General features: G+C 36.6%; 23 protein-coding genes. 12 read left to right on the top strand and 11 right to left on the bottom strand.

All coding sequences use genetic code 11. The features are described 5' to 3' along the window. Positions 1 to 311: 311 nt before the first annotated feature. Complete coding sequence (locus tag ACH2AZ_RS12170) at positions 312 to 2,261, bottom strand: putative porin (protein WP_394908055.1); 1,950 nt, start codon at positions 2,259 to 2,261, stop codon at positions 312 to 314. Positions 2,262 to 2,357: 96 nt separating this feature from the next. Here ACH2AZ_RS12170 and ACH2AZ_RS12165 point away from each other — a divergent pair, with 96 nt between their 5' ends. Beyond that, positions 2,358 to 2,957 (top strand): ribonuclease HII, encoded by a 600-nt coding sequence (locus ACH2AZ_RS12165; RefSeq protein ID WP_394908054.1) that lies wholly within the window; start codon positions 2,358 to 2,360, stop codon positions 2,955 to 2,957. Positions 2,958 to 2,991: 34 nt separating this feature from the next. After that, positions 2,992 to 5,463, top strand: coding sequence for a hypothetical protein (locus ACH2AZ_RS12160; protein ID WP_394908053.1), 2,472 nt, complete (start codon positions 2,992 to 2,994; stop codon positions 5,461 to 5,463). 3 nt (positions 5,464 to 5,466) lie between these two features. On the opposite strand, the gene ACH2AZ_RS12155 is transcribed toward ACH2AZ_RS12160, so the two are convergent. After that, positions 5,467 to 6,678 carry an alpha/beta fold hydrolase gene (locus tag ACH2AZ_RS12155; protein ID WP_394908052.1) on the bottom strand — a complete coding sequence of 404 codons (1,212 nt, stop codon included), beginning with the start codon at positions 6,676 to 6,678 and terminating at the stop codon, positions 5,467 to 5,469. Further along, positions 6,675 to 7,385, bottom strand: coding sequence for a lipoyl(octanoyl) transferase LipB (gene lipB, locus ACH2AZ_RS12150; RefSeq protein WP_394908051.1), 711 nt, complete (start codon positions 7,383 to 7,385; stop codon positions 6,675 to 6,677). The genes ACH2AZ_RS12155 and lipB overlap by 4 nt, the downstream gene beginning before the upstream one ends. Before the next feature lie 175 nt (positions 7,386 to 7,560). Between lipB and lysS the strand changes: the two genes are divergently transcribed. The 3 genes from lysS (at position 7,561) to ACH2AZ_RS12135 (ending at position 10,759) form a co-directional block, all read left to right on the top strand. Beyond that, on the top strand, positions 7,561 to 9,255 hold the full coding sequence (gene lysS, locus ACH2AZ_RS12145; protein ID WP_394908050.1) for a lysine--tRNA ligase: 1,695 nt from the start codon (positions 7,561 to 7,563) through the stop codon (positions 9,253 to 9,255). A 195-nt stretch (positions 9,256 to 9,450) separates the two neighbouring features. Beyond that, complete coding sequence (locus ACH2AZ_RS12140) at positions 9,451 to 9,966, top strand: hypothetical protein (protein WP_147860828.1); 516 nt, start codon at positions 9,451 to 9,453, stop codon at positions 9,964 to 9,966. Between the two features lie 58 nt (positions 9,967 to 10,024). Next, complete coding sequence (locus ACH2AZ_RS12135) at positions 10,025 to 10,759, top strand: hypothetical protein (protein ID WP_147860827.1); 735 nt, start codon at positions 10,025 to 10,027, stop codon at positions 10,757 to 10,759. Positions 10,760 to 10,975: 216 nt separating this feature from the next. On the opposite strand, the gene ACH2AZ_RS12130 is transcribed toward ACH2AZ_RS12135, so the two are convergent. Together ACH2AZ_RS12130 and ACH2AZ_RS12125 are read right to left on the bottom strand one after the other, a co-directional pair. Continuing rightward, the gene (locus tag ACH2AZ_RS12130; RefSeq protein ID WP_394908049.1) at positions 10,976 to 11,467 is read right to left on the bottom strand and encodes a hypothetical protein; all 492 of its coding nucleotides are present in this window, start codon (positions 11,465 to 11,467) and stop codon (positions 10,976 to 10,978) included. A gap of 76 nt (positions 11,468 to 11,543) precedes the next feature. After that, the gene (locus ACH2AZ_RS12125) at positions 11,544 to 12,143 is read right to left on the bottom strand and encodes a DUF937 domain-containing protein (protein ID WP_394908048.1); all 600 of its coding nucleotides are present in this window, start codon (positions 12,141 to 12,143) and stop codon (positions 11,544 to 11,546) included. A gap of 134 nt (positions 12,144 to 12,277) precedes the next feature. Between ACH2AZ_RS12125 and ACH2AZ_RS12120 the strand changes: the two genes are divergently transcribed. Continuing rightward, on the top strand, positions 12,278 to 14,755 hold the full coding sequence (locus tag ACH2AZ_RS12120) for a zinc-dependent metalloprotease (RefSeq protein ID WP_394908047.1): 2,478 nt from the start codon (positions 12,278 to 12,280) through the stop codon (positions 14,753 to 14,755). Positions 14,756 to 14,836: 81 nt separating this feature from the next. On the opposite strand, the gene ACH2AZ_RS12115 is transcribed toward ACH2AZ_RS12120, so the two are convergent. Beyond that, the gene (locus ACH2AZ_RS12115) at positions 14,837 to 15,271 is read right to left on the bottom strand and encodes an exosortase F system-associated protein (RefSeq protein ID WP_394908046.1); all 435 of its coding nucleotides are present in this window, start codon (positions 15,269 to 15,271) and stop codon (positions 14,837 to 14,839) included. A 1-nt stretch (position 15,272) separates the two neighbouring features. Further along, positions 15,273 to 15,833: an exosortase family protein XrtF gene (xrtF, locus tag ACH2AZ_RS12110; RefSeq protein ID WP_394908045.1), complete on the bottom strand. Its 561-nt coding sequence runs from the start codon at positions 15,831 to 15,833 to the stop codon at positions 15,273 to 15,275. A 60-nt stretch (positions 15,834 to 15,893) separates the two neighbouring features. Here xrtF and ACH2AZ_RS12105 point away from each other — a divergent pair, with 60 nt between their 5' ends. Then, the gene (locus tag ACH2AZ_RS12105) at positions 15,894 to 16,364 is read left to right on the top strand and encodes a GAF domain-containing protein (RefSeq protein ID WP_394908044.1); all 471 of its coding nucleotides are present in this window, start codon (positions 15,894 to 15,896) and stop codon (positions 16,362 to 16,364) included. Here ACH2AZ_RS12105 and hemW read toward each other — a convergent pair. Continuing rightward, positions 16,361 to 17,485: a radical SAM family heme chaperone HemW gene (gene hemW, locus ACH2AZ_RS12100; RefSeq protein ID WP_394908043.1), complete on the bottom strand. Its 1,125-nt coding sequence runs from the start codon at positions 17,483 to 17,485 to the stop codon at positions 16,361 to 16,363. The two genes, ACH2AZ_RS12105 and hemW, sit on opposite strands and share 4 nt — an antisense overlap. Before the next feature lie 2 nt (positions 17,486 to 17,487). Then, a complete protein-coding gene (locus tag ACH2AZ_RS12095) occupies positions 17,488 to 18,720 on the bottom strand; it encodes a glycosyltransferase (protein WP_394908042.1) in 1,233 nt (410 codons plus the stop codon). A 78-nt stretch (positions 18,721 to 18,798) separates the two neighbouring features. Here ACH2AZ_RS12095 and ACH2AZ_RS12090 point away from each other — a divergent pair, with 78 nt between their 5' ends. Both ACH2AZ_RS12090 and ACH2AZ_RS12085 read left to right on the top strand, forming a co-directional pair. Next, a complete protein-coding gene (locus ACH2AZ_RS12090; protein ID WP_394908041.1) occupies positions 18,799 to 19,356 on the top strand; it encodes a sigma-70 family RNA polymerase sigma factor in 558 nt (185 codons plus the stop codon). Further along, the gene (locus ACH2AZ_RS12085) at positions 19,332 to 19,643 is read left to right on the top strand and encodes a hypothetical protein (protein ID WP_394908040.1); all 312 of its coding nucleotides are present in this window, start codon (positions 19,332 to 19,334) and stop codon (positions 19,641 to 19,643) included. Before ACH2AZ_RS12090 ends, ACH2AZ_RS12085 begins: the two co-directional genes overlap by 25 nt. Here the strand turns inward: ACH2AZ_RS12085 and ACH2AZ_RS12080 are convergent. Then, positions 19,597 to 20,421, bottom strand: a complete 825-nt coding sequence (locus tag ACH2AZ_RS12080; RefSeq protein ID WP_394908039.1) for a hypothetical protein — start codon at positions 20,419 to 20,421, stop codon at positions 19,597 to 19,599. The genes ACH2AZ_RS12085 and ACH2AZ_RS12080 overlap by 47 nt on opposite strands. A gap of 144 nt (positions 20,422 to 20,565) precedes the next feature. Here ACH2AZ_RS12080 and gcvP point away from each other — a divergent pair, with 144 nt between their 5' ends. The 3 genes from gcvP to ACH2AZ_RS12065 all read left to right on the top strand — a co-directional run bounded on the left by gcvP (position 20,566) and on the right by ACH2AZ_RS12065 (position 25,281). Further along, positions 20,566 to 23,421 carry an aminomethyl-transferring glycine dehydrogenase gene (gene gcvP, locus ACH2AZ_RS12075; RefSeq protein WP_394908038.1) on the top strand — a complete coding sequence of 952 codons (2,856 nt, stop codon included), beginning with the start codon at positions 20,566 to 20,568 and terminating at the stop codon, positions 23,419 to 23,421. 265 nt (positions 23,422 to 23,686) lie between these two features. After that, the gene (locus tag ACH2AZ_RS12070; protein WP_394908037.1) at positions 23,687 to 24,751 is read left to right on the top strand and encodes a 3-oxoacyl-ACP synthase III family protein; all 1,065 of its coding nucleotides are present in this window, start codon (positions 23,687 to 23,689) and stop codon (positions 24,749 to 24,751) included. A 5-nt stretch (positions 24,752 to 24,756) separates the two neighbouring features. Beyond that, the gene (locus tag ACH2AZ_RS12065; protein WP_147860814.1) at positions 24,757 to 25,281 is read left to right on the top strand and encodes a class I SAM-dependent methyltransferase; all 525 of its coding nucleotides are present in this window, start codon (positions 24,757 to 24,759) and stop codon (positions 25,279 to 25,281) included. A 764-nt stretch (positions 25,282 to 26,045) separates the two neighbouring features. Here the strand turns inward: ACH2AZ_RS12065 and ACH2AZ_RS12060 are convergent. After that, a partial coding sequence (locus ACH2AZ_RS12060) for a T9SS type B sorting domain-containing protein (protein ID WP_394908056.1) occupies positions 26,046 to 26,165 on the bottom strand: 120 nt, incomplete at its 5' end.

Genomic DNA, 26,165 nt, shown 5'->3' with positions numbered 1-26,165 from the left:
ATGGGCTTTTTTTTGATTTATTTTTTAATGAAATACTAATGGCTTGCTAACAAGTGATTTAACCACCTAAAGTTTTTTAAAAGTTTTTTTCCAGGCTTACTAAAATGGAAGTTTACTTGCTTATACTCTTATTCTATAGGCTTATTCTTATTCCAAAAATTCAGGATCGGAAAAGGATCAACCCGCTTCCCTCCTATATATGTTAGTACAATTAATAATAGGTAACGAGAATAATTCCGCGAAAGCGATGGGATAAAAATTTAGCAACTTTTCTTAGAAAGATCAATTATCTAAATATAGCTAAGCAACTTCTACAAAAAGAAATTCCAGACCAAACCAAATCGGATACTGAAATCGCGAGAAGGCAAACCTGGTGCAACAAATGCATTATTGGTTGTGAATGCGTCTAATACATTTTCTAATTGAAAGAATAGACGGGTTTGTTGTATTTTGGCATTAAAGAAGAAATCGACTTGTGGTTCTACGTCTATCTCCCATTTATTCTGCACTACATAATTACCCACTATAGGGTTGTAAGCATCGGCGTAAAATTGGGAAGCGTAATTAAGCATTAAGCCAGTTTGTAAAAACAAGGCATCTTTAAACCACTTGTCTTCATATAAAAGTGTGCTTCTAAAGACATAATCGGGAAGATTGAGCCCTTCGTTGTTCTGAGTTACTTTTTGAAATAACAAGGTGTTATCCCATTTAAAAGATCCCATAGCAATTTCTTTATTCGCTTTTACATCAAAATATATGGTATTAGAAGATGCTTGAGTTGCATTAACAATTGAATCTGAAATGGCTTGTGGGCTATCTGAAAATTCAAAATAGGTTAGATTTTTAATTCGAGAAAAAGAAGCTTCGATATTAACCCACTTGGGCATTTGCAGAAAAGCAGTAAACTTTTGCTGTTCTACTTCATCTAGGTCTTTGCGCCAATTGTATGCTTTATAATCACTTTGAAACATATGGTACTGTAAATCTGGACTCGTTTTTTCTATAAGCAATTTAGCTCCGAATTTATTTTCTTTGCCAAAATGATAGGCTGCTTCGGTATCCAATATATTTCCAGCATACTCTCCTAGTATCTTGGCCACCAAGTTGGCTTGTAAACTTATTTGATTAAACTGATTAGAGTACAAAGCTTTGAACTGCAAAATATCATCTTTCAAATTATTTGGAATAGTCTGGGTATTGAGAACAACCTTGCGTCTGTAGCCGTAATTTAAATGACTATATTCCAATCCAGCTTTTAGGTAGCCAATATTTTTAAGATTTGATGCTAGGTTAAAAGCATTGTTTAGCTGTTGGTATTCGGTTTCATTGTTGATTTTTAATTCCGTAAAGCTAGCACCAAATCCGTCAAAGGCATTTTGTTGAAAATAGTTGTACTCCTTGTCTGTGAAATTAAAGAAATGATTGAGCGATAAGGCACCAGCTCCTGCATTCTTATCGGTGGCAATGAGATGATACGTTTGATCGAGTACAAAACGTTTGTGGTAAAACTTGCTTTCGGCATCTTGAAAATTGACTGCCAGTAGGGTGCGGTCATCAAACTCATCCGATTTACTTTTATATTGTTCAATCGCTAGGCTCGTTAGCCCGCCGTTTTCTTGAGTACTCAAATCTTGAGAAACAAAATGTGTCTTCAATACATAACGTTTATTATCGCTCGTATAACTACCTCCAAGCCTTAAACTACCTTGACTGGTCAAGTTGTTTTTGTATCGACCCAGCGAGCGTAAACCTTTATACCCTATAAAAAAGTTAAGCTTTTTACTGATGTTTGAGGTAAAAAAGGCATCTAAACTTTGGCCTTGCTCCAGTGTGGTTTTAAAATACAATTCGGTTAACGGGGTGGGTACGTGATAATAGGACACATCTTCTAAACCTAAAATTGGGTGTTGTATTGCGTGCATCCCTATATCTGATATCGCATTATTCTTGATTTTATTAGCTAGTTGCGTATATCCTTCCCCTATATTTGAATACGCCCGTTTGTCAAAATTATCTTTACGCAGGTAATTGTATTTATAAAATTTTGCAATGCTAAGTGTAGTATCTACAAAAGTGGTATCCTGAGTATGACTAATTATTTTATAATCTGTAATGGGCGGCTTTTCACGATTATCAACCACCGATTTTTGCTTCATCTGGTCTGATCTATTACCAAACTGACCAGCATCACCACGAAGCGTTTGCGCACAAATCTGTTGCGCAGTGAATATAATTATTAAAAGAATAAGCTGTTTAAACATAGTGCTTTTTAACTGAGGCAAAAGTATCATTTTTTTGTTAAACAGGATTTATCAAATTATAAGTACTTCTTTTTAATTATCTTGTATTTTTGTACTATGCTACCATTACAATATAGTACTCATAATTACGAATGCGGAACCGATGAAGCTGGGCGAGGATGTCTTGCAGGCCCTGTAACAGCTGCGGCGGTTATTTTGCCGCCACATTTTAAACATGCTTTTTTAACCGATAGCAAGAAACTAACACCCGCCCAGCGCGAAAAACTTTGCCCTATCATCAAAAAAGAAGCTTTAGCATTTGCCATAGTACACGTAAGTGAAAAAGAAATAGATGAAATAAACATTTTGCAGGCATCGCTCTTGGCTATGCGACGAGCCATTGAACAACTTAGTATAAAGCCAGATTTTATTGCTGTTGATGGCAATAAGTTTACGCCCATAAATGGCATTCCGCATCAATGCATTGTAAAAGGTGATGCCAAATTTTTAAATATTGCCGCGGCCTCTATTTTGGCTAAAACCGCTAGAGACCAACATATGTTGCAAATTCATGAGCAAGCCCCTGTATATAATTGGGCCAAGAATAAGGGGTATCCTACTGCAGAACATCGAGCTGCTATTCGCTCGCATGGAGCCAGTCCACATCACAGAAAAAGTTTTAGGTTATTACCAGAACAATATACTTTGGCCTTATAATTTCATAATTTTGTTTAAACAAGTTACGCCTAAGATGAATAGAAAGATATTATACTTATTTATAACCTTTTCCATTTTACTGTCGAGTTGCCAAAAAGAAAAGCAACTTCAAAAAGATTTATTTGAAGCCATACCCCCAAAAACGTTTGCGGTTTTAAAAACAAGTGATCTTTCCCTTTTTATCAATCAATTAAATAATCAAGAGTGGTTGAAGCAACAGGAATATGATGGGTTTTTGACTTATTTTACACAATCATTTTTAAACAATAACTATTTAAAATTAGAAGAAGAGAGCTTGATTTGCTTTACCCCTGCTGGTAAGGATAGCCCTGCCATCACCTTACTAAGCAAGCATACCCCAGAACTAGTTGATCTTGATAAAATCAAAGACAAGAAAGTTACCAGTTACACCTATGATAATGCTACCGTAAAGCATTATACCTTAAATAATGTTGAAGCTTACACGGTACAATTAGAGCAACTTTTTGTGGTAAGTACTTCAAAACTAGTGCTTGAAAACATTATAAGAAATTTTGCAACACCCATTCCGCAACCGGCTGGTCTAGAAAAAATTTATGAAACAGGTGCGAGCGCAAAATTTGCACTTTTCTTTAATTTCCCAGAGTTTATATCGCATTTTGATCAGCATTTTACGCGTTCTTTCAATAACCTGAAAAATTTAACGGGATGGAGCATGCTAGAGATTAGTCTTGAACCAGAAAAAATTCAATTAGATGGTATTACACAGGCTGTTTCTGCTCAATCAGCCATCATAGATGCTTTTGCTTCGGTTAAACCACAACAGAGTGAATTGGCTGCAGTAGTCCCCTTAAATGCCTACGCTTACACCAGTTTTACTTTTGACCAAGGTAAAAAACTTATAGAAGCATTAGGTAATGAAAAAAAGAACTCTAAAACCAAAGACAGCCTCAGTTTAGCGGAAACTTTAGTAGAAATTGGTAGTATACACTTGCCTCAAGGGGATGTTGTTGCAGCGCGAGCACTAGATATTAGTTTGAGTAAAGAAGCCTTATTGGCTCATACGCAAGTAAGCAAAAATTTTAGATCTATAGATATTTTTAAATTTGATAATGCTGACTTGTTTAGAAAACAGTTCTATCCATTAATTACGACCAAGAAATTAAGTTATTACTGCTTTTTAGATAATCACCTCATCTTTGCTGAAAAAATAGCGAGTATAGAGCATATTATAGCCAATTATTTAAATGAGTCTACCTTAATCAATCAAAATTACTACCAAGAAACACTTTCATCGCTAAGCGATTATTCGAGTATACTTAGCGTAAGTTTAAACGATAACTTCAAAAATCTTTTAAAAGATAGGCTTAAATCAGGCCTTACAAAAGATATAGAGCAAATAAAAACCAATGGGTTTCCTATAGCTGCCATACAATTGGTATATGACACTAATTTTGCTCACGTGCATATGGTTATGCAAAAAATTAATCGCCCAAGCGGTAATCAAAACGCAATACAGGTAGACACCATAAAAACAGAGAAACCCATTAACAAAGCTCCTTTTTTCTTCCCTTACTGGCGTACAGGTGAGCAATATATTGCAGTTCAAGACATAGATCATTTGCTACAAGTATTCAATTACAAAGGAGAGCTTGTCTTTAGCAAAGCGCTAGAAGGACCCATCTTAGGAGAACCTCAAGTAGTAGATCTTTATAACAACAGCCGTTTGCAAATCGCTTTTTCCACTCCACATCAACTGCATATTCTGGCGGTAAATGGTAAATCGGTAAAACCCTTTCCCCTTCAATTTAAATCGCCACAAACCCAAGCCTTGGGCGTATTTGATTATGCTAACAACCATAATTACAGATTTGTAACCACCCAAAACAATGTTGTTTTAATGTGGGATAAAAACGGAAAACAGGTAAAAGGCTTTCAAATGAAACCCACCTCATCGCCTATCTTAAACACGCCTAATCATTTACGCATTGAATCTAGAGATTACATTAGTATACCCGAAGAAAGTGGAAGCTTACACCTGTTAAGTCGTACTGGTGAAGAGCGCTTAAAAATTAAAGAGAAAATAGATTTTAGCTCAGCGCAGTGGCAAGTGGAAAAAAATAAGTTTAGCAGTTTAGATACCAAAGGTAAAATATTAATTGATGAAAAAGCTAAGCTTACGCGGAAGGATTTAGGTTTACAAGATAATCATACTGCTGCTTTTAAAAATGGTACTTGGGCCATTAGCAACGAAAACGAATTGCTTATAAATGATAAGCGTATTCAACTTGATTACGGTTTGTACACCCAACCCGCTATTTTTGAATTCAATAAACAAACCTATATTACCATAACCGATACCCAGGCACAAAAAGTCTATGTTTTTGATAAAAACGGAGAACTGCTACCCGGTTTCCCTGTTTACGGTAATTCTCGCGCAAGCATAGAAAATATTGATGCTAAAGGTAAGTTAGAATTAATTGTACAGGGTGAAAAAAATAGTGTTTTAATTTATCAGCTTAATTAAAACCTAATGGTTTTGTTGATTTATTTCGGTTTCGATTTCAGAAACGCTCATTAGTGTTTTATGCACGGGACAACGATTGGCAATCGCAAGTAGTCGCTGCTCTTGTTTAGCATCTATCCTCCCTTTATAAGTGATTTTTCGTTTAAACACATCCTGCTTAATGCTTTTGCCCGCTTCTTCTCGTTCTATTTTATCATGTTGGGTGAGCACATTAATTTGATCTACTGGCCATTTTTTATGATCAATATACATCCGTAAAGTCATGGCGGTACATGCTGAAAGCCCTCCTGCTAAAAATTCAAAAGGATTAGGCCCTTTATTTTTACCTCCAACCTTTGTGGGCTCATCGGCTAATAAATAATGACTCCCTACTTGCATGTGAGTAGTAAAACCATCTTCTACATGCAAATTTGCGGTAGCCGAATCTTGTGTTTGAGCTACTTCACTTTCTATTTCTGGAAGATAGCGTTTGGCCCAAGATGCTATTAATTGTCCCGCATAAACAGCATCATTTTCATCTGAAAGCAAATGGTCTGCGCTGTCTAAACTCACAAAACTTTTAGGATGCATGGCGGCTACATAAAGTTCTTGTGCGTGTTTAATAGCAACTACCTCATCGTGGGGCGCATGCAAATTCAAATAAGGAAGACGCAATTCTTTTAACGCTTTAAGCGGATTATGCTCTTCTAAGTCTTGAATAAATTCTTGTTTAAAGGTAAATTTTCGTCCGGCTAACACCACCTGCGCCTCCCCTTTTGCCTGTATTTCTTCTTGCGCAGTACCAAATAGGTTTTTAACATGACTAGTATGACTGGGACTGCCAATACTAACCAAAGCTTTTAAAGTAGATAAGTGGCGCGCCGCTAAAATAGCTGCTGCTCCTCCTAGCGAGTGTCCTACCAGCAAGCTAGGCGCTTGGTAATTCTCTTTTAAATATGCTGCAGCGTCTAGCAAATCGGTGATATTGCTAGAAAAAGTAGTCTCAGCAAAATCACCCTCACTTTGCCCCAAACCTGTAAAATCAAACCGAAATACGGCAAAATCATTTTGAGTTAGTGCTTTGCTTATGTTTCTAAAGCCTTTTAAATCTTTACCACAAGTAAAGCAATGTGCTAATAATACATATTGCTTAGGCTTTGCAAAAGCAGGTAGATCTAAATGAGCTCTTAAGCTATGGCCCTCTCTATTGGTGAATGTTACTCTTTGGGTGTTCATAAATCATAATTCAATTGTGCTTCAAACCGTTTTTCAAAATGTTTAAGCATTATACTTTTCACTTCTGACAGCGGAATTTCTTCTTTTCCTAACTCGACGTGCAGCGAAGTAACCGCTTTATCTTCTATACCACACGGAACAATATGGTCAAAGTAACCTAAATTGGTGTTCACGTTAAGCGCCAGTCCGTGCATAGTGGTCCATCTACTAGCACGCACCCCCATAGCACAGATCTTGCGCGCAAAAGGAGTACCCACATCTAACCACACACCCGTTTCGCCCTCGCTTCTTTGCGCTTTAATACCATACTCGTCCAGAGTTAAAATAACCACTTCTTCAAGAAACCTAAGGTATTTATGAATATCGGTAAAAAAATTTTCTAAGTCTAAAATAGGATAAGCTACCAGTTGTCCTGGCCCGTGATAGGTAATATCGCCGCCTCGATTAATTTTATAAAAACGCGCACCTATGTTTTTTAAGTTAGCTTCATCGAGTAACAAGTTTTTTGCATCTCCATTTTTACCCAAGGTGTAAACGTGCGGATGCTCTACTAGAAGAAGATGATTTTTTGTTTCATCATCTTTATCTTCACGTCTATTGGCCACCTTTGTATCTATGATTTGTTGAAATAAACGTTCTTGAAAATTCCAAGTTTCCTTGAAATCTTTGAATCCTAGTTCTGTTACAGCAATTGATTTATTTTGCATCTCTTATGTGTGTAGGTCTTAAAATGAGGATAAAGATACAATTCCTCTATAAAAGAGGAATGAATTTTAAGCTTAGCTTAAGGTTTTATGAACATCTGTAAACGAAATAAATCGAGATTTTTGATTGCTATAAAGTTTGTAAGTATCTTTGCGCCTTTAATAATAAAATATAGTTATGCAATTATCTGAACAGGAACTTGTAAGAAGAGAAAAACTTGCTTCTCTTAAAAAGATGGGTATAAATCCTTACCCAGCCGAATCTTATCACGTTAGTCATACATCGGCTAGCATAAAAGATCAGTTTAAAGAAGGGAAACAGGTAAGTATTGCTGGTAGACTGATGTCTAGACGTATACAAGGAAAAGCTTCTTTTGCAGAACTACAAGATAGCGAAGGCCGCATACAAGTATATTTTAATCGAGATGAAATTTGTAGCGGTGAGGATAAAACATTATACAATGAGGTTTATAAAAAACTTTTAGATATAGGAGATTTTATAGGAATCGAAGGAGAGCTTTTTAACACACAAGTTGGCGAAAAAACCGTATTGGTAAAAAACTTTACCTTATTGAGCAAGGCGCTTAAACCTTTACCTTTGCCCAAGGTAGACAAAGAGGGCAATGAGTATGATAAATTTAATGATCCAGAATTACGCTATCGCCAGCGTTATGCCGATTTGGCGGTTAACCCTAAAGTTAAAAATATCTTTATCAAACGCACCAAGTTGTTTAATGCCATGCGTGAGTTTTTTAATGAGCGAGGATATTTTGAAGTAGAAACGCCAATATTACAGTCTATACCAGGAGGTGCAGCCGCTAGACCTTTTGTAACGCATCACAACGCTTTAGACATTCCTTTATATTTAAGAATTGCGAATGAATTGTATCTAAAACGACTTATCGTTGGTGGCTTTGATGGGGTTTATGAATTTTCTAAAAATTTTAGAAATGAAGGGATGGATAGAACCCATAATCCAGAATTTACAGCAATGGAAATTTATGTGGCTTACAAAGACTACAATTGGATGATGGATTTTACCGAGAAATTAATAGAGCATTGTGCCCTCGCTGTTAACGGTACGACCAAAGCTACTTTTGGACAACACGAAGTAGATTTTAAAGCTCCGTATAAGCGGGTTACTATGACCGATGCCATTAAAGAATTTACCGGCTATGATATTACAGGAAAATCTGAAGAAGAACTCCGCCAAGCGGCTTTAGATATGGGGATTGAGGTAGATGAAACCATGGGTAAAGGAAAGCTTATTGACGAAATTTTTGGTGAAAAATGCGAAGGCAATTATATTCAACCTACCTTCATAACCGATTACCCTAAAGATATGAGTCCGCTTACCAAAGAACACCGGGATAATCCTGAACTTACCGAGCGATTTGAATTAATGGTTTGCGGTAAAGAGATTGCCAATGCCTATTCTGAGTTGAATGACCCAATTGATCAACGAGAGCGATTTGAAGAACAATTGCGTTTGTCTGAGAAAGGAGACGATGAGGCTACAGGCTTTATAGATGAAGATTTCTTACGTGCATTAGAATATGGTATGCCCCCTACTTCTGGCCTAGGTATTGGGATGGACCGATTAATTATGTTTTTAACCAATAATCCATCAATTCAAGAAGTGTTGTTTTTCCCGCAAATGAAACCAGAACGTAAAAAAATTGAATTAACCGAGGAAGAAAAAACAGTCTTAGATCTTTTAAAGAAAGAATCTCCACAAGAATTGGAAACCATAAAAGGAAAATCTGGATTGAGCAATAAAAAGTGGGACAAAGCCCTAAAAGGACTACGTAAACATAATCTCGCCACGGTAAATAAAACCGACGAGGGTTTATTTGTAGAGTTGGATGAATAGTATTTTAGCTATGAGTAGTTAGTAGTGATAATTTTCTCAATACGATAATAAAAAAGGAATTATTCTAAGTTGGGTAATTCTTTTTTATTCAAGAACTTTCTTGTTAGCATTTATTTAACTTTATATATATATGTTTAGTGTTTTATATTTGAGCTTCTGATCAGATTTTTTTTATTAACATTAAATTTAAAACACATGAAAAATTTTAAAAATTATTTACAAATTTCATTATTGTTATTAATCTTCTCTTCCTGTTCAAGCGACCCAGCGGTAGAGGACAATACCGCCATGGAAATCGAAAAGCCTGAAGTAAATATAGATAATAATGATTATGAAAATCAATCTGAATCAGAAATTAGTATTTATGAGATTGAAAGACCATATTACGATGAAGCTACAGATCAGGAAATTAATATTCTTTTTACTATAGGAATATCAGAAGAAGATGATGATTTGCACTTCTTTGATATTTCAGACAATATACTTGAATTAAAAGGTATCACAAAAGCTGAACTTGAAGCTGAATTAATCAATGTTGCAAATGGTGATGGTGACGATGATGATGATCCGAATGATGGTCTAACAGAACATGCGGGTTGCATTGAGGCATGCAAAGATAAATATGAGAAAAACGAAGGAAGAGGAGGCTGCAAAGCAGCTTGTTGGGTAGATACTACTGTCCGAGTTATTGAGGCTATTTTCCCTTTTTAAAAAATTTAGGCCATCTAATTAATTTAATTTTAGATGGCCTAAATAATAAATATATTTTATGAAATCTTTTATCGTATTAATTTTATTTCTTTGTGTTTTAAGTTCTTGTTCTACAATTTACCTTAAATTAATAACTTCAAAAAAAGTAAAAACAAAAGTTTTTTATAACCAAGAAAAAGATAAAACGCTAGTACTTTTCCCGATGGTTCATATTAACCATCCTGAGTTTTATGCGGATGTAAAAACCAAATTAGAAAAACTCCGTAAACAAGGATATACTGTTTTTTTTGAAAGTGTAGCGTTAAGAGATTCTACAGCTTTTTCACCTCAGGAAATGGACACTTTAAAAAGAAAGATGCGAAAAATAGTAGGTATGCATTTTAGCGATAGTTTTAAGGATAAAGAAAACAAATCAATCCCTAAAATAATTAGAAACAGTAAATACACATCACAAAATAGAGAAAACCTCGGGATTCAGCCAGCAGACATTCGAGTAGATATACCTGGAGATAAAATGATTGAAATTTACGAAGAAAAATACGGCCCTATAAAATTAACCCAATGTGATTGGGAAACTGATTATTTAGAAAAATACGAATGCGAAACCGTTCCTAGAGTTCGAGCTGACGATATTATGGTTTACACTAGAAACGATACCATTGAAAAGCGCGTCTACGGATCTAAACTAAAAAAAATTGCTTTGGTTTACGGTAAAAAGCATTTTCAATTTATAAAAGGAGGCTTTCTGGGAAATGGTTATACAGAAATTGATTCTCTAAATTTATTTAAATAAAACTAGAAATTTTTAATTCTTTTAAAAATTTAAAATGAATAGCAAAAGGAATCATTCAAAACCGAATGATTCCTTTTCTTTTTGTACCAGATGAAGCAATAATAAGTTATTTAATATTAAAGTGGTTTTAACCTATATACCTCCCTACTATGTAGTATCTAAACAGATTTTTACTTTATTACTTTAATTTTTAAAATTCTTAGCTTGACTTTTTCATTATTCTGGCAGACTATAATTAGAATAGACTTTTACCTCTCTTGCATATACTTTAGCACCAAAAAAATTCTCTTCTTCTATTAAATATATGGTTTTATAGACCAAAATATTATAAAGTTCTATAACATCAAATCGCTCAAAAAGTTCTGGATATAAGATTTTATCTTGGTTGTTCTTGATCCAAGTGGTGTCTATAAGTTTTAAATCAGGGATTTTTAAAGAAGCATTTAAATACCGACTTTTAATAAATGTAATAAAATCTTTTTCATAAAATACATTATTTTTAAAATACATAGTCTTCCAATAGTCATAATCTCCCGCATAAGACCTATTTTTTAAACCGATTAAGCGTGTTTGTTGATTATTCCCTTCGTCATAATACACATACAATGTATCTTTTTCATGATACATTTCTTTTAACTCTTTGTATGAGTTTTGAGCCGTTAATTTTATAGAAAATAACGTGAAAAATGTAATAATAAGGCGTTTCATAATTTTAATTTTTGCTTAAAAAAAGGAATCTCACATGCAAGCGAGATTCCTTTTTTTTAAGTAAATTTTGATTCGGTTAGAACAGTCCGCCTAGACCTCCTCCTTTTTTATCTCCACCAAATAATTTTCCCGCTACATCATCTATAACGCTACCATCGCCATCGGCATCAAGCAGTGCGTTTAGCATAGAGCCGTCTTCCTTTCCACTAGTACCCATAGCCGAGCCTAAAAGCGAAGAAAGATTAGCCCCACCCTCTTGTTTTTGTTTTCCTAAAAAGCCCATTACTACTGGCATGGCCATTTTTATTATTTTAGCAATAGAACTGGAGTCTACTCCAGTCATTTTAGAGATATTTTGGGTAAGCGCATTTTGTTGACTACCGCCTAGCACATGACCTAAAATACTTCCTCCTTTATTCAATAATTCGCTTTTATCTCCGCTCAACAAACCGCCTAAATTATTTAATATAGACCCGTTATGCTCGCTAGAATTCAAGGCTTTTTCTAAACCCTCTTGTGAACCGCTAGAATCTCCTTTCATAGCACCTAGAATGGCAGGCAAAGCCATAGACAAAACACTGCCTGTTTTTTCTTTAGAAACCCCTGTTTCTTCACTCGCCCCAGCAATTAATTCTTGGCCTGCTGTGGTCTTTAATAAATCTAATATAGAAGACATACTTTTAATTTTTATTAGGAAAGGTACTACTTTTTTCAAACAAATTAAAGAAAGCTTCCAATTTATCGCATTCGTAATTAAACCTTTGTTATATTTCGCAGTCTTTTTAATAGAAACATTTTAAATTAATAAAAATGAGTAAATCATTAACCAAACTGGCCTTGGTCGGATTGTGCTTATCTTTGGGAAGCTGTGGGGTTTTTCAAAAAAAACCAACCGAACCCGCCAAGAAAAACGCAGTAACCAAAGGGGATATAAAACCGTATGAACAAGTAATCACCAAAAAAGCTAAAACAGACGAAGGACTTTTCAAGGTACATTACCTTGATAAAAAATATATGTTTGAAATACCCGATTCTTTATTGAATCGCGAGATGTTAATGGTTACCAGAATAGCAAAAACCGCTAGCGGAATTGGCTTTGGTGGTGGTAAACAAAACACCAAAGTATTGCGTTGGCAAAAAAAGGGCGACCGTGTTTTACTCAGAGTAGTATCGCACAATGTGGTCGCAGCCGATAGCTTACCGGTTCACGAAGCGGTTGTCAACTCAAATTTTGAACCCATCCTATATGCCTTCCCTATTAAGGCCTTTAAAAAAGATTCTTTAAGTAAGTCTACGGTAATTGATGCAACAGATTTATTCGAGAAAGACGTAGCAGCCTTAGGTTTTCCTCAAGCTAGGAGAAAATCGTATAAAATAGGAGGTCTAGATAAAAACAGGTCGTATATAGACACCATTAGATCTTATCCGCAAAATATTGAGATACGCCATGTAAAAACTTACAAAGCGGGTAACCCTCCTTCCAATTCTTCAACAGGTTCTATCTCTGTAAAAATGAGTAACTCTATGGTTCTATTACCTAAAGAACCCATGAAAAGAAGATACTTTGATGAGCGAGTAGGTTGGTTTGCAAGAAGCCAAACCGATTATGGTCTAGAGGCGCAAAAAAGTAAAAGCGTAAAATATTTAGATCGTTGGCGATTAGAGGTTAAAGAAGAAGACAGAGAGAAGTTTCTTGCCGGTGAGTTGGTTGAACCTAAAAAGCAGATTGTTTATTATATAGATCGAGCTACGCCCAAAAAATGGATTCCTTACATTAAACAAGGTGTTGAAGATTGGCAAGTTGCCTTTGAAGCAGCAGGATTTAAAAATGCCATAATCGCTAAAGAAGCGCCAAGCAAAGAAGAAGATCCAGATTGGAGCCCAGAAGATGTTCGCTATTCTGTAGTAAGGTATTTGGCTTCTCCTATTCCTAATGCCAACGGTCCGCATGTATCTGATCCTAGATCGGGAGAGATTTTAGAATCAGACATCAACTGGTACCATAATGTAATGACTTTATTAAGAAACTGGTTCTTCGTGCAAACGGCTGCCATCAACGAAGATGCAAGAGGGGTTGAATTTAAAGACGAGGTAATGGGAAGACTCATACGCTTTGTTTCATCGCACGAGGTAGGACACACCTTAGGCTTACCTCACAATATGGGAAGTAGTGTTGCCTATAACGTAGAAGATTTGCGTGATCCTGAGTTTACAAAAAAATACGGTACCGCTCCTTCGATTATGGATTATGCTCGTTTTAATTATATCGCTCAACCTGGCGATGGCGATGTAGCTTTAATGCCTAATATTGGTGTTTATGACAAGTACAGCATCAACTGGGGCTATAGACCCATCTTAGATAAAACAGCCGAAGAAGAAAAGCCTATTTTAGATAGCTGGATTTTAAAACATGCCGGAGACCCTATGTACCGTTTTGGAAAACAACAAGGAGGTAGTGTTATCGATCCGAGTTCGCAAACCGAAGATCTAGGACATGACAGTATGCTCGCCTCTGAATACGGAATTAAAAACCTAAAGCGTATTGTTCCTAATTTGATTGAATGGACTGCAGAAGACGGTAAAAACTATGAAGATTTAGGCGAACTTTATAAGCAAGTGTTAGGACAATTTAATCGATATATGGGGCATGTTACTGCAAACATTGGTGGTATTTACGAGCACTATAAAACTTACGACCAAGAAGGTGCTGTTTATACGCACGTCGATAAAGAAAAACAAAAACGAGCAATGGCCTTCTTACAGCAGCATTTATTTACAACTCCAGATTGGATGCTTGATAAAGACATATTCAATAAAATAGAATATGACGGTAGTGTAGAAAGAATAAGAGCTTACCAAGTACGTACCCTAAATAATCTACTTGATTTTGGAAGAATGGCTAGGTTAATCGAAAATGAGAACATAAACGAAAATGCTTATGGTCTTTTAGATATGATGACCGAGTTGAGAGCGGGGATTTTTAGCGAATTGGCACAGGGTAAAACTATTGATGTATATCGTCGAAACCTACAGCGTGCTTATGTTGACCGTATGCAATACTTGATGACCGAAAAACAGAATAAGATACCTTCAAGATTAAGAAGTTGGATTAATCAGAGTGGTATTAATGTGGCTCAAAGTGATATTAGACCAGTGGTACGCGCCGAATTAAATAATTTAAATCGACAAGCGCAACGCGCCATCTCACGTACCTCAGATCGTATGAGCAGATATCACTTACAAGATCTAGTAGAACGAATAGATGCCATTTTAAATCCAAATGATTAATACAAGCTCATCTTGTTAATTACAAAAAACCGATGCCTAGGCGTCGGTTTTTTTATATATAAAATCCGTAAAAGCTATAGATTATTCTATCTTGGTGTGCTTTTGTTGGTAATAGAAGGCGGGCACTAATAAAAGTAAAAACAAAGGTTGAATTAAGAATCGCCGTATATAAAAAAAGCTCATATAGGTGTCGGGACCTAATTTTTCATAATAATAAATAAACAGTCCGATTAACGGAAATAGCGCAAAAACATAAAATACTATAGCAAACAACCTTACCGCTCGGCGTTTAAAAAGCAAAACCAACACCCCTATACTTAATAAACTATTGAGTAAATACCGGATTAGTGTAGGATATAGTACCTCCCCTAGATCATAATTAGCCCTTGGTTTTTGCAAGAAATTCCCTTTAAAGAAATCGATCAATGGATCGGCAAATAATTCATTTTCAAAAAAACGTACAGCAACCAAGGCAAGTATCAAAAGAGCAACCCCTAAATATTTAATAATATGCATCTTACTTCTTTTTTTCGACCCCTATGCGCATCCATAATAACCAAAGTGCAAATACCACCCCGTATATAAAACCAGGAAAAACAATATCGTGTAAAACGCGCTGGTAATCAGGGTATTCATACATACCAATACACAACAATGAAATCCGCAAAACGTTGAGCAGGTAAATAAACACCAACCCAAAGAGAATAAAAGCTATTGTTTTTAGCCACTGCGCATGAAAGGCAATTACAAATGCGATAAAAAGAATGATTACCGCCACAGCATTGCACCCCTCAACAATACGCGCTAAATATTCGCCTTCTACAAAATACTTCATACTGGCTTCGTAAGGATGCGGCACGGCATGTGCGTCATAACCTAAAAACTGAGTAAGACGTAGACTTTGCTTGGTAACCCAATGCGTCACCCAATCGGGGTAATATTTCTCTGAAAAATCTAAATTCAAGTATTGATTGTAGCAATAGCTTAAAACCAGGTAGCTACCGCCAAAAAGACCAAGAAATTTTAATACGGCCTTGTTCTTTTTAAGTATTTTGATCATAGCAAAAATTCTATTCAAATTTAAGATTTTTTAACTTATAACCTTGATCAGAAAAATATACTTTTGCCAAAAAAAGTTATGGATTTCAAACTGTTAGAACAAGAAGCGCTTTCTATTTTAAATAAAGAAGAATTAACAATAGACCAACGTATGGAGTTGGTTTGCCAGTTATTACAAGAAAAGGTAGCCCACTATGACTGGGTAGGATTTTACTTTAAAAATGGAGAAAAGCCCGAGCTTAAGTTAAGCGTCTATGCCGGCGAACCAACCGAGCACACCATCATACCTTTTGGAAAGGGTATTTGCGGACAAGTGGCCGAGTCTAATCAAAATTTTGTAGTACCCGATGTGCAGGCACAAGATAATTATATCTCTTGCAATATCAACGTGAAGAGTGAAGTGGTGATTCCGCTATTTGTAAACGGCGAAAACATAGGCCAAATAGACATAGATTCTAATACTGCCAATGCCTTTAACGAAGCAGATGAACGTTTTCTTGAGAAAATTAATGCCGCTGTAGCGGATATTTTAATGCGTAATAAAGCCTAATCTACCCAAAACAAATCGGCAGCAATGCCATCGGTTAAAAATTTAGCGGTTGAGCCAATGATCAAGTGTTCATCACGGAGAATCAAACGGCTTGCCGCCAAATGTTCACTGGCCTGTGCTTGCAAATAGTGAGCAAATAGACTACCAAAACGCTGCTGCACCTCTTTTAAAGGAATGCCCCACATGGTTCGTAAACGCGTCATAACAAACTCATTATAAGCATCTTTACTAGTAAGCTTTTCATAGTCAAACGGCCTCTTGTTTTGAAGTAAAGCGCGTATATATTTTATGTTGTGCGCAAGATTCCAAGAACGCTGCCCGTTGCCATAGCTATGTGCGCCGGGCCCAATACCTAAATAAGGTTTACCCAACCAATAGCCCATATTATTTTGGGAGAAAAAGCCAGGTTTACCAAAATTAGAAAACTCATAATTTATAAAACCTTGTGCTTTTAGTTTGCTTTGCAGCAATTCAAAATGAGCTTTAGCCAAAGCCTCATCTACAGGGGGTATTTTTCCTGTTTTAATAAAATTCTCTAATGCAGTCTTGGGTTCAACGGTAAGCGCGTAACTCGATATATGCGGAATATCAAGCAATAAGGCTCGGTCTATATTTTCTTCCCAACGCTGCAGACTCATTTTTGGAATACCATAGATTAAATCGAGTGAAAGGTTCTCAAAATAATCTTTTGCCCAAACAATTGCTTGTTGGGCTTCTTGCGCATTATGTGCGCGATTCATCAATTGTAAATCCGATTCAAAAAAAGATTGCACTCCTATGCTCAGCCGATTTATACCTGTTTTAGATAGTGCCTCTAACTTTTCCCTACTTAAATCATCTGGATTTGCCTCTAAGGTGATTTCGGCTTTTTCATCTACCGCATAATGATTTTTAATACAAGTTAGTAGTTCGTTTAATTGAGTGATGCTTAATAGGCTAGGCGTTCCTCCTCCAAAGTAAATCGTTTTCACTTTTTGATTCAGTTCTGCTTTACGCAGAATTAATTCCTTTTTTAAGGCTTCCACCATTTGAGGTTGACGCTTTAAAACGGTAGAGAAATGAAAGTCACAATAATGACAAGCTTGCTTACAAAACGGGATGTGTAAATAGATACCGGCCATGCTTATTTTTTGTTTTTCTCTTCAATCCACCGCGCCATATACTTGGTACTCTGTAGCGTATGATGTTGCAATAAACTCCCCATAAAATTTCTTTCTCGATGAGCGGGTAACCACTTGAGCAAATGTTCTACCTGCTGCATGAAAATGGGTTCAAACTCATTTTTTTGAAAACGATTCTTTATGATCGCAAATCCATTTTTTCGAGCAGTAAGCCAGCGTTTTTCTCGGGTATACAATTGTATGGCAGCTTGAGCCAATTCATCGGCTGTATTGGCTATCTCGCCACTCCATGGTAGCGATCCGCCTATACCTTCTGCCCCTATCATGGTGGTAATACTTGGGGTCCCCACGGTCATAGCTTCTACAAATTTACCTTTTAAACCTGCACCAAAACGCAGTGGGGCCAATAATAGTCGAGCCGATTGCATTACTTCTAGTGCGTCATCTGCTCTACCGTGTACCAAGAAACCTTCAGGCTCGTTGTGCAATTGTTTCACTTTTTTCTTAGCATAAGCGCCATAAATATGCAGTTTAACGCCGGGTAAGTCTTTTCTGATTTTTGGCCAAACCGATTCCTTTAAAAAACGGACAGCATCCCAATTGGGTTCGTGTAAAAAGTTGCCTATAAATAAAAAGTCTTTACGCTGACTAAATTCTGGTAGATTTTCTTGTTGTTCTGGTGGAATTTCCTCGAGCAGAAAAGGCAGATAAAACAACAAATTCTCATCTATCTTAAAGGTTTTAAGCAATAAGTCCATTTCGGCTTCAGAGATAATCAAACTCAAATCGCATCGCAAGATACTGGCTATTTCTCTTTTGGCCTCATCAGAAAACAGATCTGCTTTGCTTAAATCTCTATTTGCTTTCAAGGCTAAAGATCGTGCTTTTCTAAAGAAGTGTAAATCTTCTGTATCTAAAATCCGTAAAGCATTAGGACAATTTTCTGCAACGCGCCAGCCGTATTGCTCTTCCATCATAAATCGGTCAAAAAGTACCGCATCTGGATCAAGTTGCGCTAACCAAGTATTTACCGATTCATCGTTTGGCTGTATGCTAACTTTTTCTACTCCCAAGTTCTCTAGAGTAACCGCATACTGGCTATTTTTTGCAGCGCTAGCATAGGTGATTTTCCAATTTTTATCTAAGAACAATGCCAATAATTGCATCATTCTACTCCCCGCAGCACTCGATTTGGGCTCGGGCCATAAATATCCTATAACAAGCAAATGCTTCATAATGTTAATATTATCTAGTATTAAAAATACTGCTCGACTTTTATTCGTAATTTTAAGCTTAGCAAATTCATTTAAAAAATGAGCCCCAAAGAAAACAAACTTAACCCAAATAAGTGGGTAGAGCGCTATGCCGATTTTCTTTTTAACTATGCCTTTGTTCGCCTAAACAATAAAGAAATTACCAAAGACCTAGTTTCGGAAACCTTCTTGGCCGGTCTTAAAGCAAAAAAGAGCTTTAAAGGCCAAGCTAGCGAACGCACCTGGTTAACGGCCATATTAAAGCGTAAAATTATAGATTATTACCGAAAGGCCAGCACAAAAAAGCAAAAAGCAGGAGTCGATTTTAAAGATTTATCTATTGGAGAAAACAACAATTATATAGAAGATCGCCTCGCCAGAGAACCCGGTCTTAATGCAGAAGAACATATGGTTAATCTAGAATTACGCGAGGCCATATTCAATTGTCTGAATAAACTACCCGATAAACAAGCTCAAGTATTTATTATGAAAAGTATTGAGCACAAATCTACCGATGAAATTTGTAATGAAATGGGGCTTTCTTCGTCTAATCTTTGGGTAATGATTCATCGGGCGCGCCAAAAAATGGCTGAATGCCTCGAAAAACAATGGCTGTAATGAAACATCATAAAGACAAACAGACTAGTATTTGTGAACGCTTGGCAATTTATTACGATAAAATGCAATACCAGCCCATAAGTTGGAGAAAAAGACTACGGGTTTACGGGCATTTGCTACTTTGTAAAGCCTGTAAAAAGTATGCTAAACGGAGTGCTAAACTTACGGGATTAATGCAGCAGTTACCGCATCAAAAACTAAGCGCAAAAGATCTCGATTACTTAAAAAGTAAATTACAAGCTAATAATACCATTGCCCCAACTGGTACAGCAACCACCAAAAAATAGGCAAAGACTCCACCCAAAAATCGGCATAATGTTTTGGTTGTTTTGTATCCGCGAAAGCTAAAAATAAAATACCCATTGCACTAGTTAAAAATGAAGCATACCAAAACACAGCTTTAAATTCATTTAAAAAGCCTATACCTAGCATTACAAAAAGATACAAAAAGACACCCAAAATTTTGGTATTCATTACACCGTAGAGCTGGGGTATGGTTTTTAAATGCACATCATCTCTATTTAAATCTCTTATTTCAAAAACCAAGGTACTCGCTAGCGTAAAAACAAAAACAAGTGCGGTGTATGCCATCAGGCGCGTTAGCTCCATATTTATAATTGGAATAAGTGGCAGTACTACCACTGTGCAGGCCCAGACCCCAGCAATTATAAAAATCTTTAAGTATGCGCTATTGCGCCAATTCTGTTTGTTAGTGCCCAGTGGAATAGCGTACAATAATGTAAAAAGCCCCAGTATACTCGCAAACAAAATTTGAGAAATTGCTAACTGCAGACAAGTGATTACCAAACCAAATACCGCTACAAATTGTACCAACAATACACTTTTTTTGGTGAGATAAAAGCCAAGGCTTCTTAAGTGCTGGAACGCTGAAAATTTAGCAAAATTATAGCTTACCACAGTCGCAAAAAATACAAACAAATAAAAATTAGGTGCAGCGGTCTGTTGAAAATGTTGAGAAAATAAATGACTTAAAGCGCTAACGGCTAAGCCAACGTGAAGGCTCGCACGAATGTATAGCGCCAAAGCATTTTTAAGAAACTGCATGGGTGCAAAAGTAACTATTTTTAAATCGGTTTAAACACAAAAAAATAAGCATAATTTTTAAGCATAATTACCCCGATAAACTATTTAAATCTAACGAAAAAACGTAATTTTGCAAACCACAAACACAACTTATATTTTAAAGGCATGAATACAAACTCTTTTGCTTTAAGACACATTGGTCCTAGGCCTAGTAATATTGATGAGATGCTTAAAACCATCGGTGTAGATAGTCTTGATCAATTAATTTATGAAACTTTACCAGATGACATCAAATTAGAAAAAGAAATTGAAGTTGGTGAAGGAATGAGCGAACAGGAATATGCAGAACATATTACCAAATTAGCAAACAAAAATCAAGTTTTTAAAACCTATATTGGTTTAGGTTATCACAACACTAATTTGCCTGCCGTAATTCAACGTAATATTTTAGAAAATCCAGGTTGGTATACCGCTTACACGCCATATCAAGCCGAAATTGCTCAAGGCCGATTAGAAGCTTTGATCAATTTTCAAACCATGATTACTGAGCTTACAGGAATGGAACTGGCCAACGCTTCTCTACTTGATGAAGCCACTGCAGCTGCCGAGGCTATGTCGTTGCTTTTTGCCGTTCGCGCCAAGGCGAAGAAAAAGGCAAAAGCCAATAAGTTTTTTGTTGCTGAAGAGGTGCTACCACAAACTTTATCGCTACTTGAAACCCGCTCAAAGCCTTTAGGTATTGAATTGGTGGTGGGCGATCACCGCGAATTCGATTTTGACAGCGCCTATTTTGGAGCGCTTTTGCAATACCCCGGTAAGAGTGGTGAGATTTTTGACTACCAAGAGTTTATCGAGAAATGCAAGGCTCTAGAAATAAAAACTGCTGTCGCTGCCGATATACTTAGCTTGGTTAAATTGAAGGCTCCGGGAGATTATGGCGTAGATGCCGTAGTGGGTACCACACAACGCTTTGGTATTCCCTTAGGATACGGAGGCCCTCACGCCGCTTATTTTGCCACCAAAGAGGAGTATAAACGTAATATTCCTGGTCGTATAATTGGCGTAAGTAAAGATAAAAATGGAGAGGTTGCTTTACGGATGGCTTTACAAACCCGTGAGCAACATATTAAAAGAGATCGCGCTACATCAAACATATGTACCGCTCAGGTTTTATTGGCGGTTATGGCAGGAATGTATGCCGTTTACCACGGACCCAATGGATTAAAACATATCGCCAACCAAGTTCATTATAAAGCTACCACTTTAGCACAAGCTTTAAGCGATTTAGGTTATCAACAGCTCAATAAAACCTATTTTGACACCTTAAGAGTTAAAGCAAATGCCAAGCAAGTGCAAGAAATTGCCGAAGCTAGCGAAATCAATTTTTACTATCCAGCAGAAGATGTGGTAAGCATCAGCTTAAATGAAACGACTTCGATTACCGATCTCAATAATATTTTGGCCGTTTTTGCACAAGTTGCTAAAAAATCGGTAAATCCTATCGAGTTAAAGCAAATCGATTTATTACAAGACACCGAAGTAGAGCGCGATACAGATTTTATGCAGCAGGAGGTGTTTAACCGCTACCACTCTGAAACCGAAATGATGCGCTACATCAAAAAATTAGAGCGCAAAGATTTGAGCCTTAATCATTCTATGATTTCTTTAGGATCCTGCACCATGAAACTCAATGCTGCATCAGAAATGCTGCCTTTAAGCGATCCGCAATGGGGTGGTATTCATCCTTTTGTTCCTGTAAGCCAAGCCCAAGGTTATCAAGAAATGCTTAAGCGTTTAGAAGACCAATTAACCGAAATTACAGGTTTTGCAGCGACCTCTTTACAACCCAACTCGGGAGCTCAAGGTGAGTATGCCGGTTTAATGGTAATTAAAGCTTATCATGAATCAAGAGGAGACCATCATAGAAATATTTGTTTGATACCTTCTTCTGCACACGGAACCAATCCTGCTAGTGCGGTTATGGCCGGAATGAAAGTAGTGGTAACCAAAGCAACAGACCAAGGTAATATAGATGTAGACGATTTACGTGAAAAAGCAATTAAATACAAAGATAATTTGGCTGCTTTAATGGTAACCTACCCCTCTACACACGGAGTTTTTGAATCGGCTATTCGCGAAATCACACAAATTATTCACGATAATGGAGGCCAAGTTTATATGGATGGTGCCAATATGAACGCGCAAGTAGGCCTAACTCACCCCGGAAAAATTGGCGCAGATGTGTGTCACCTGAATTTACATAAAACCTTTGCCATACCCCATGGTGGTGGTGGTCCAGGAGTTGGTCCTATCTGCGTTGCAGAGCAACTTGTTCCCTTTTTACCAGGTAACCCGGTTATAAAGACAGGAGGAGAAAAAGCCATTTCGGCAATTTCGGCTGCACCTTGGGGCTCTTCATTGGTTTGTCTAATTAGTTATGCCTATATAAATATGTTGGGTAGCCAGGGTTTAAAATCGAGCACCAAACACGCTATTTTAAACGCAAATTATATTAAAAGCAGATTAGGAGATCATTTTAAAACCTTATATTCCGGCGAAAGAGGAAGAGCAGCACACGAAATGATTATTGACTGCCGACCTTTTAAAACCAAAGGGATTGAAGTGGTAGATATCGCCAAGCGTCTAATAGATTATGGTTTTCACGCGCCTACGGTATCTTTCCCCGTGGCCGGAACTATGATGATAGAGCCTACCGAAAGTGAAAGCAAAGCCGAGCTAGACCGTTTTTGCGATGCATTGATTGCGATTCGTGAAGAAATTGAAACTTGCCAAAAAGAAGATGAAAACAATGTATTAAAAAATGCGCCGCATACTCTTAGTATGCTAACAGCTGATTCTTGGGAATTACCCTATAGTAGAGAAAAGGCCGCCTATCCGTTAGATTACATCAAAGAAAATAAATTTTGGCCTTCGGTAAGACGTGTTGATGATGCTTACGGAGATAGAAATTTAATGTGTACCTGCGAGCCGATTGAAACCTATATGACCTCTGAAGAATAAGTTCGTAATAAGACGTTCTTTCATAGAAAGCCAACAGGTATTAGAATTCCCTTTTTAATTCAACCGCAATAAAGCTTTATTTTACATTTAGGCTTTATTGCGGTTTTTTTATCAATACTTACCAATATAACCCCAAATCTTCATCGCCTAAAAAATAATATGCTTAATTTAGTCGTATAATAAATTGAACTATAAAATTTAGGGATAATAACGCTAGAGTTTAACTTAATGAGAGGATAACATTTAGCTATAAAAAAGCAAAACTATGTCAATCAAAATAACAGGAGTAGGAAGTTGTATCCCAGATGAAAGAATAAGCAACAAGGATTTTTTACAACACGAATTTCTTAATGAAGATGGGGCTGCCATATCTGGGGGAAATGAAATGATCATAAGAAAATTTAAAAAAATCACAGGTATTGAGGAGCGTCGGTATATAGATCCCGCTTTGAATACCTCTGACTTAGCAGCTATTGCAGCCCAAAAAGCCATCGAAGATGCAGCTATTGATCCAGAGAGCTTAGATTACATCATTGTAGCCCAAAACTTTGGGGATGTTAAACACAACCAAAGACAAAGTGATGCGGTACCGAGTTTGGCTAGCCGAGTTAAACACCAATTAAAAATAAAAAATCCAGCTTGTGTAGCCTACGATCTTGTATTTGGTTGCCCAGGCTGGTTGCAAGGAGTTATTCATGCACAGGCTTTTATTCAGGCAGGAATGGCCAAAAAGTGCCTTATTATTGGCGCAGAAACCTTATCGCGAGTGGTCGATAGACACGATAGAGATAGTATGATTTTTAGCGACGGGGCAGGAGCAACTATAATCGAAGCGGTAAATAACACCGAAAACGATGGAATAATTGCCCATGAAAGTGCAAGTTACACGCTTGAAGAGGCCTATTATTTAACCTTCGAAGCCTCTTATAATATGAAATTAGAAAGAGACATTCGTTACATAAAAATGAACGGAAGAAAAATTTACAATTTCGCTTTATCTTATGTTCCTCAAGCTATGAAAAACTGCCTAGACAAAAGTGGCTTTCAAATAAATCAACTTAAAAAGATTTTTCTGCACCAAGCCAACGAAAAAATGGATCAGGCGATTTGCGAGCGCTTCTATAAATTGTATAACTTAGAAATGCCACCACATATAATGCCTATGAGCATAGCCGAACTAGGAAATAGTTCGGTGGCTACATTACCTACTTTATTTGATTTGGTAAAGAACAACCAACTAGAAAATCAAGAAGTTAAAACAGGTGATGTTGTTCTATTTGCCAGTGTAGGTGCCGGAATGAATATCAACGCTATGGTCTATAAATTGTAATCAACGTGTACGAAAAAAATTTCCCAAACAAACGCTACAAGCATACCTTGGCTTTTTTAGAAAAGCATTGCCCAGCACCAAAAAGCGTTTTAGACTTAGGTATTGAAAATCCCTTTTCCGAAATTATGAAAAATGCAGGTTACAAGGTGAAAAATACACAAGGCGAAGATCTTGATGTAGATTATCAGATTGCGGCAACTGCCGATGTAGAGCTTGTCACTGCGTTTGAGATTTTTGAGCACTTAATCGCTCCTTTTAATGTATTAAAAGCCATTAAAGCAGATAAATTGGTGGCTAGCATACCTTTAAAATTGTGGTTTGCTCCTGCCTACCGTAGTAAAACAGACCCTTGGGACAGGCATTATCATGAGTTTGAAGATTGGCAATTCGATTGGCTTTTAGAGAAGGCAGGATGGCAAATTAAAGCTAGAGAAAAATGGACCAACCCCGTTAATAAAATTGGTATTAGACCTTTATTAAGAACGCTGACGCCCCGTTATTATATTGTTTATGCAGAAAAAACAGCATAAATAATGTAGAATAGCAGTTTTTTATTTTTTTATGGCTGCTTTAAAATGAAAATCTACTGGAATTATTAGTCAAAAATCAAGGATAGTACATCAGCCTTATTCGATTTATTACCTGACTATAAGCTAAGGTCATTAAAAGACTATTGGGGATAAAAAACAATTGTTGTGTTTAGGCAAAAATTGAAGTTAAGCTATACCAGAAAAATACTACATTTTTACCTCCTCTGAATTGAGTCCTAAAAGCTTTTAAATTTCGAGTAGATGCCTCGTTCATATTGTACTGTATTTTAAACCTTAGACAGTATACAAATTTTATTACGCTTTAAATCCTACTTGCTTAAAGCTGACTCAGCTCTTTAGTATTCTTACCTTATATCAAAGCAAAGTTTAAACCAAATTGTTTCTATTCTAAATCTATATTGAAGCTATTATGAGTTTACTTTAGTCCACTAATTAGTGGACTCACTGTGGACTCAGTGTGGACTCAATACGCTTTTGATATACGTATGAATTAGAGTAAACCGACTTCATCTTGACTTGAAAGTAAATCTTGGAAGACATCTGGCAATGCTAAAAAGCCTTGATTACACCGTTCATTAAGAAAATTTAGGGCTATGAAAACTCATTATGGATTATGCCTTATCGATGACGCATGAAAGGCTTATTCGAAAATCAAATTAATTTTTCAATTGGCACAAATATTTTAAGATTGACCCGCTATTGGTTTGAATAGCCTTATAAATTTTAATGCAGCGTATTATAGCTTACCGCTTCAAGGTAAAGTGACCTTTAAAGGTATCTATACGTTCTTCACCGGTTGGTAAAATTTGCTTGTATTCTACACTAAACCAGTAGTCATTTGATGGCATTGGCTTACCGTTAAA

Origin of the sequence: uncultured Mesonia sp. (assembly GCA_947499595.1) — a bacterium.
GTDB classification, from domain to species: Bacteria; Bacteroidota; Bacteroidia; order Flavobacteriales; family Flavobacteriaceae; genus Mesonia; species Mesonia sediminis.
This window is presented reverse-complemented; position numbering and strand designations above follow the sequence as displayed.

What these genes read in the sequence shown, in the direction of transcription:
- lysS (WP_394908050.1), top strand. Translation starts at nt 7,561, where the DNA reads ATGCAATTATCTGAACAGGAACTTGTAAGAAGAGAAAAACTTGCTTCT.
- hemW (WP_394908043.1), bottom strand. Translation starts at nt 17,485, where the DNA reads ATGGCCGGTATCTATTTACACATCCCGTTTTGTAAGCAAGCTTGTCAT.
- ACH2AZ_RS12170 (WP_394908055.1), bottom strand. Translation starts at nt 2,261, where the DNA reads ATGTTTAAACAGCTTATTCTTTTAATAATTATATTCACTGCGCAACAG.
- ACH2AZ_RS12070 (WP_394908037.1), top strand. Translation starts at nt 23,687, where the DNA reads ATGTCAATCAAAATAACAGGAGTAGGAAGTTGTATCCCAGATGAAAGA.
- gcvP (WP_394908038.1), top strand. Translation starts at nt 20,566, where the DNA reads ATGAATACAAACTCTTTTGCTTTAAGACACATTGGTCCTAGGCCTAGT.
- ACH2AZ_RS12130 (WP_394908049.1), bottom strand. Translation starts at nt 11,467, where the DNA reads ATGAAACGCCTTATTATTACATTTTTCACGTTATTTTCTATAAAATTA.
- lipB (WP_394908051.1), bottom strand. Translation starts at nt 7,385, where the DNA reads ATGCAAAATAAATCAATTGCTGTAACAGAACTAGGATTCAAAGATTTC.
- ACH2AZ_RS12135 (WP_147860827.1), top strand. Translation starts at nt 10,025, where the DNA reads ATGAAATCTTTTATCGTATTAATTTTATTTCTTTGTGTTTTAAGTTCT.
- ACH2AZ_RS12165 (WP_394908054.1), top strand. Translation starts at nt 2,358, where the DNA reads ATGCTACCATTACAATATAGTACTCATAATTACGAATGCGGAACCGAT.
- ACH2AZ_RS12080 (WP_394908039.1), bottom strand. Translation starts at nt 20,421, where the DNA reads ATGCAGTTTCTTAAAAATGCTTTGGCGCTATACATTCGTGCGAGCCTT.
- ACH2AZ_RS12085 (WP_394908040.1), top strand. Translation starts at nt 19,332, where the DNA reads ATGCCTCGAAAAACAATGGCTGTAATGAAACATCATAAAGACAAACAG.
- ACH2AZ_RS12140 (WP_147860828.1), top strand. Translation starts at nt 9,451, where the DNA reads ATGAAAAATTTTAAAAATTATTTACAAATTTCATTATTGTTATTAATC.
- ACH2AZ_RS12090 (WP_394908041.1), top strand. Translation starts at nt 18,799, where the DNA reads ATGAGCCCCAAAGAAAACAAACTTAACCCAAATAAGTGGGTAGAGCGC.
- ACH2AZ_RS12125 (WP_394908048.1), bottom strand. Translation starts at nt 12,143, where the DNA reads ATGTCTTCTATATTAGATTTATTAAAGACCACAGCAGGCCAAGAATTA.
- ACH2AZ_RS12105 (WP_394908044.1), top strand. Translation starts at nt 15,894, where the DNA reads ATGGATTTCAAACTGTTAGAACAAGAAGCGCTTTCTATTTTAAATAAA.
- ACH2AZ_RS12120 (WP_394908047.1), top strand. Translation starts at nt 12,278, where the DNA reads ATGAGTAAATCATTAACCAAACTGGCCTTGGTCGGATTGTGCTTATCT.
- ACH2AZ_RS12160 (WP_394908053.1), top strand. Translation starts at nt 2,992, where the DNA reads ATGAATAGAAAGATATTATACTTATTTATAACCTTTTCCATTTTACTG.
- ACH2AZ_RS12155 (WP_394908052.1), bottom strand. Translation starts at nt 6,678, where the DNA reads ATGAACACCCAAAGAGTAACATTCACCAATAGAGAGGGCCATAGCTTA.
- ACH2AZ_RS12095 (WP_394908042.1), bottom strand. Translation starts at nt 18,720, where the DNA reads ATGAAGCATTTGCTTGTTATAGGATATTTATGGCCCGAGCCCAAATCG.
- ACH2AZ_RS12115 (WP_394908046.1), bottom strand. Translation starts at nt 15,271, where the DNA reads ATGCATATTATTAAATATTTAGGGGTTGCTCTTTTGATACTTGCCTTG.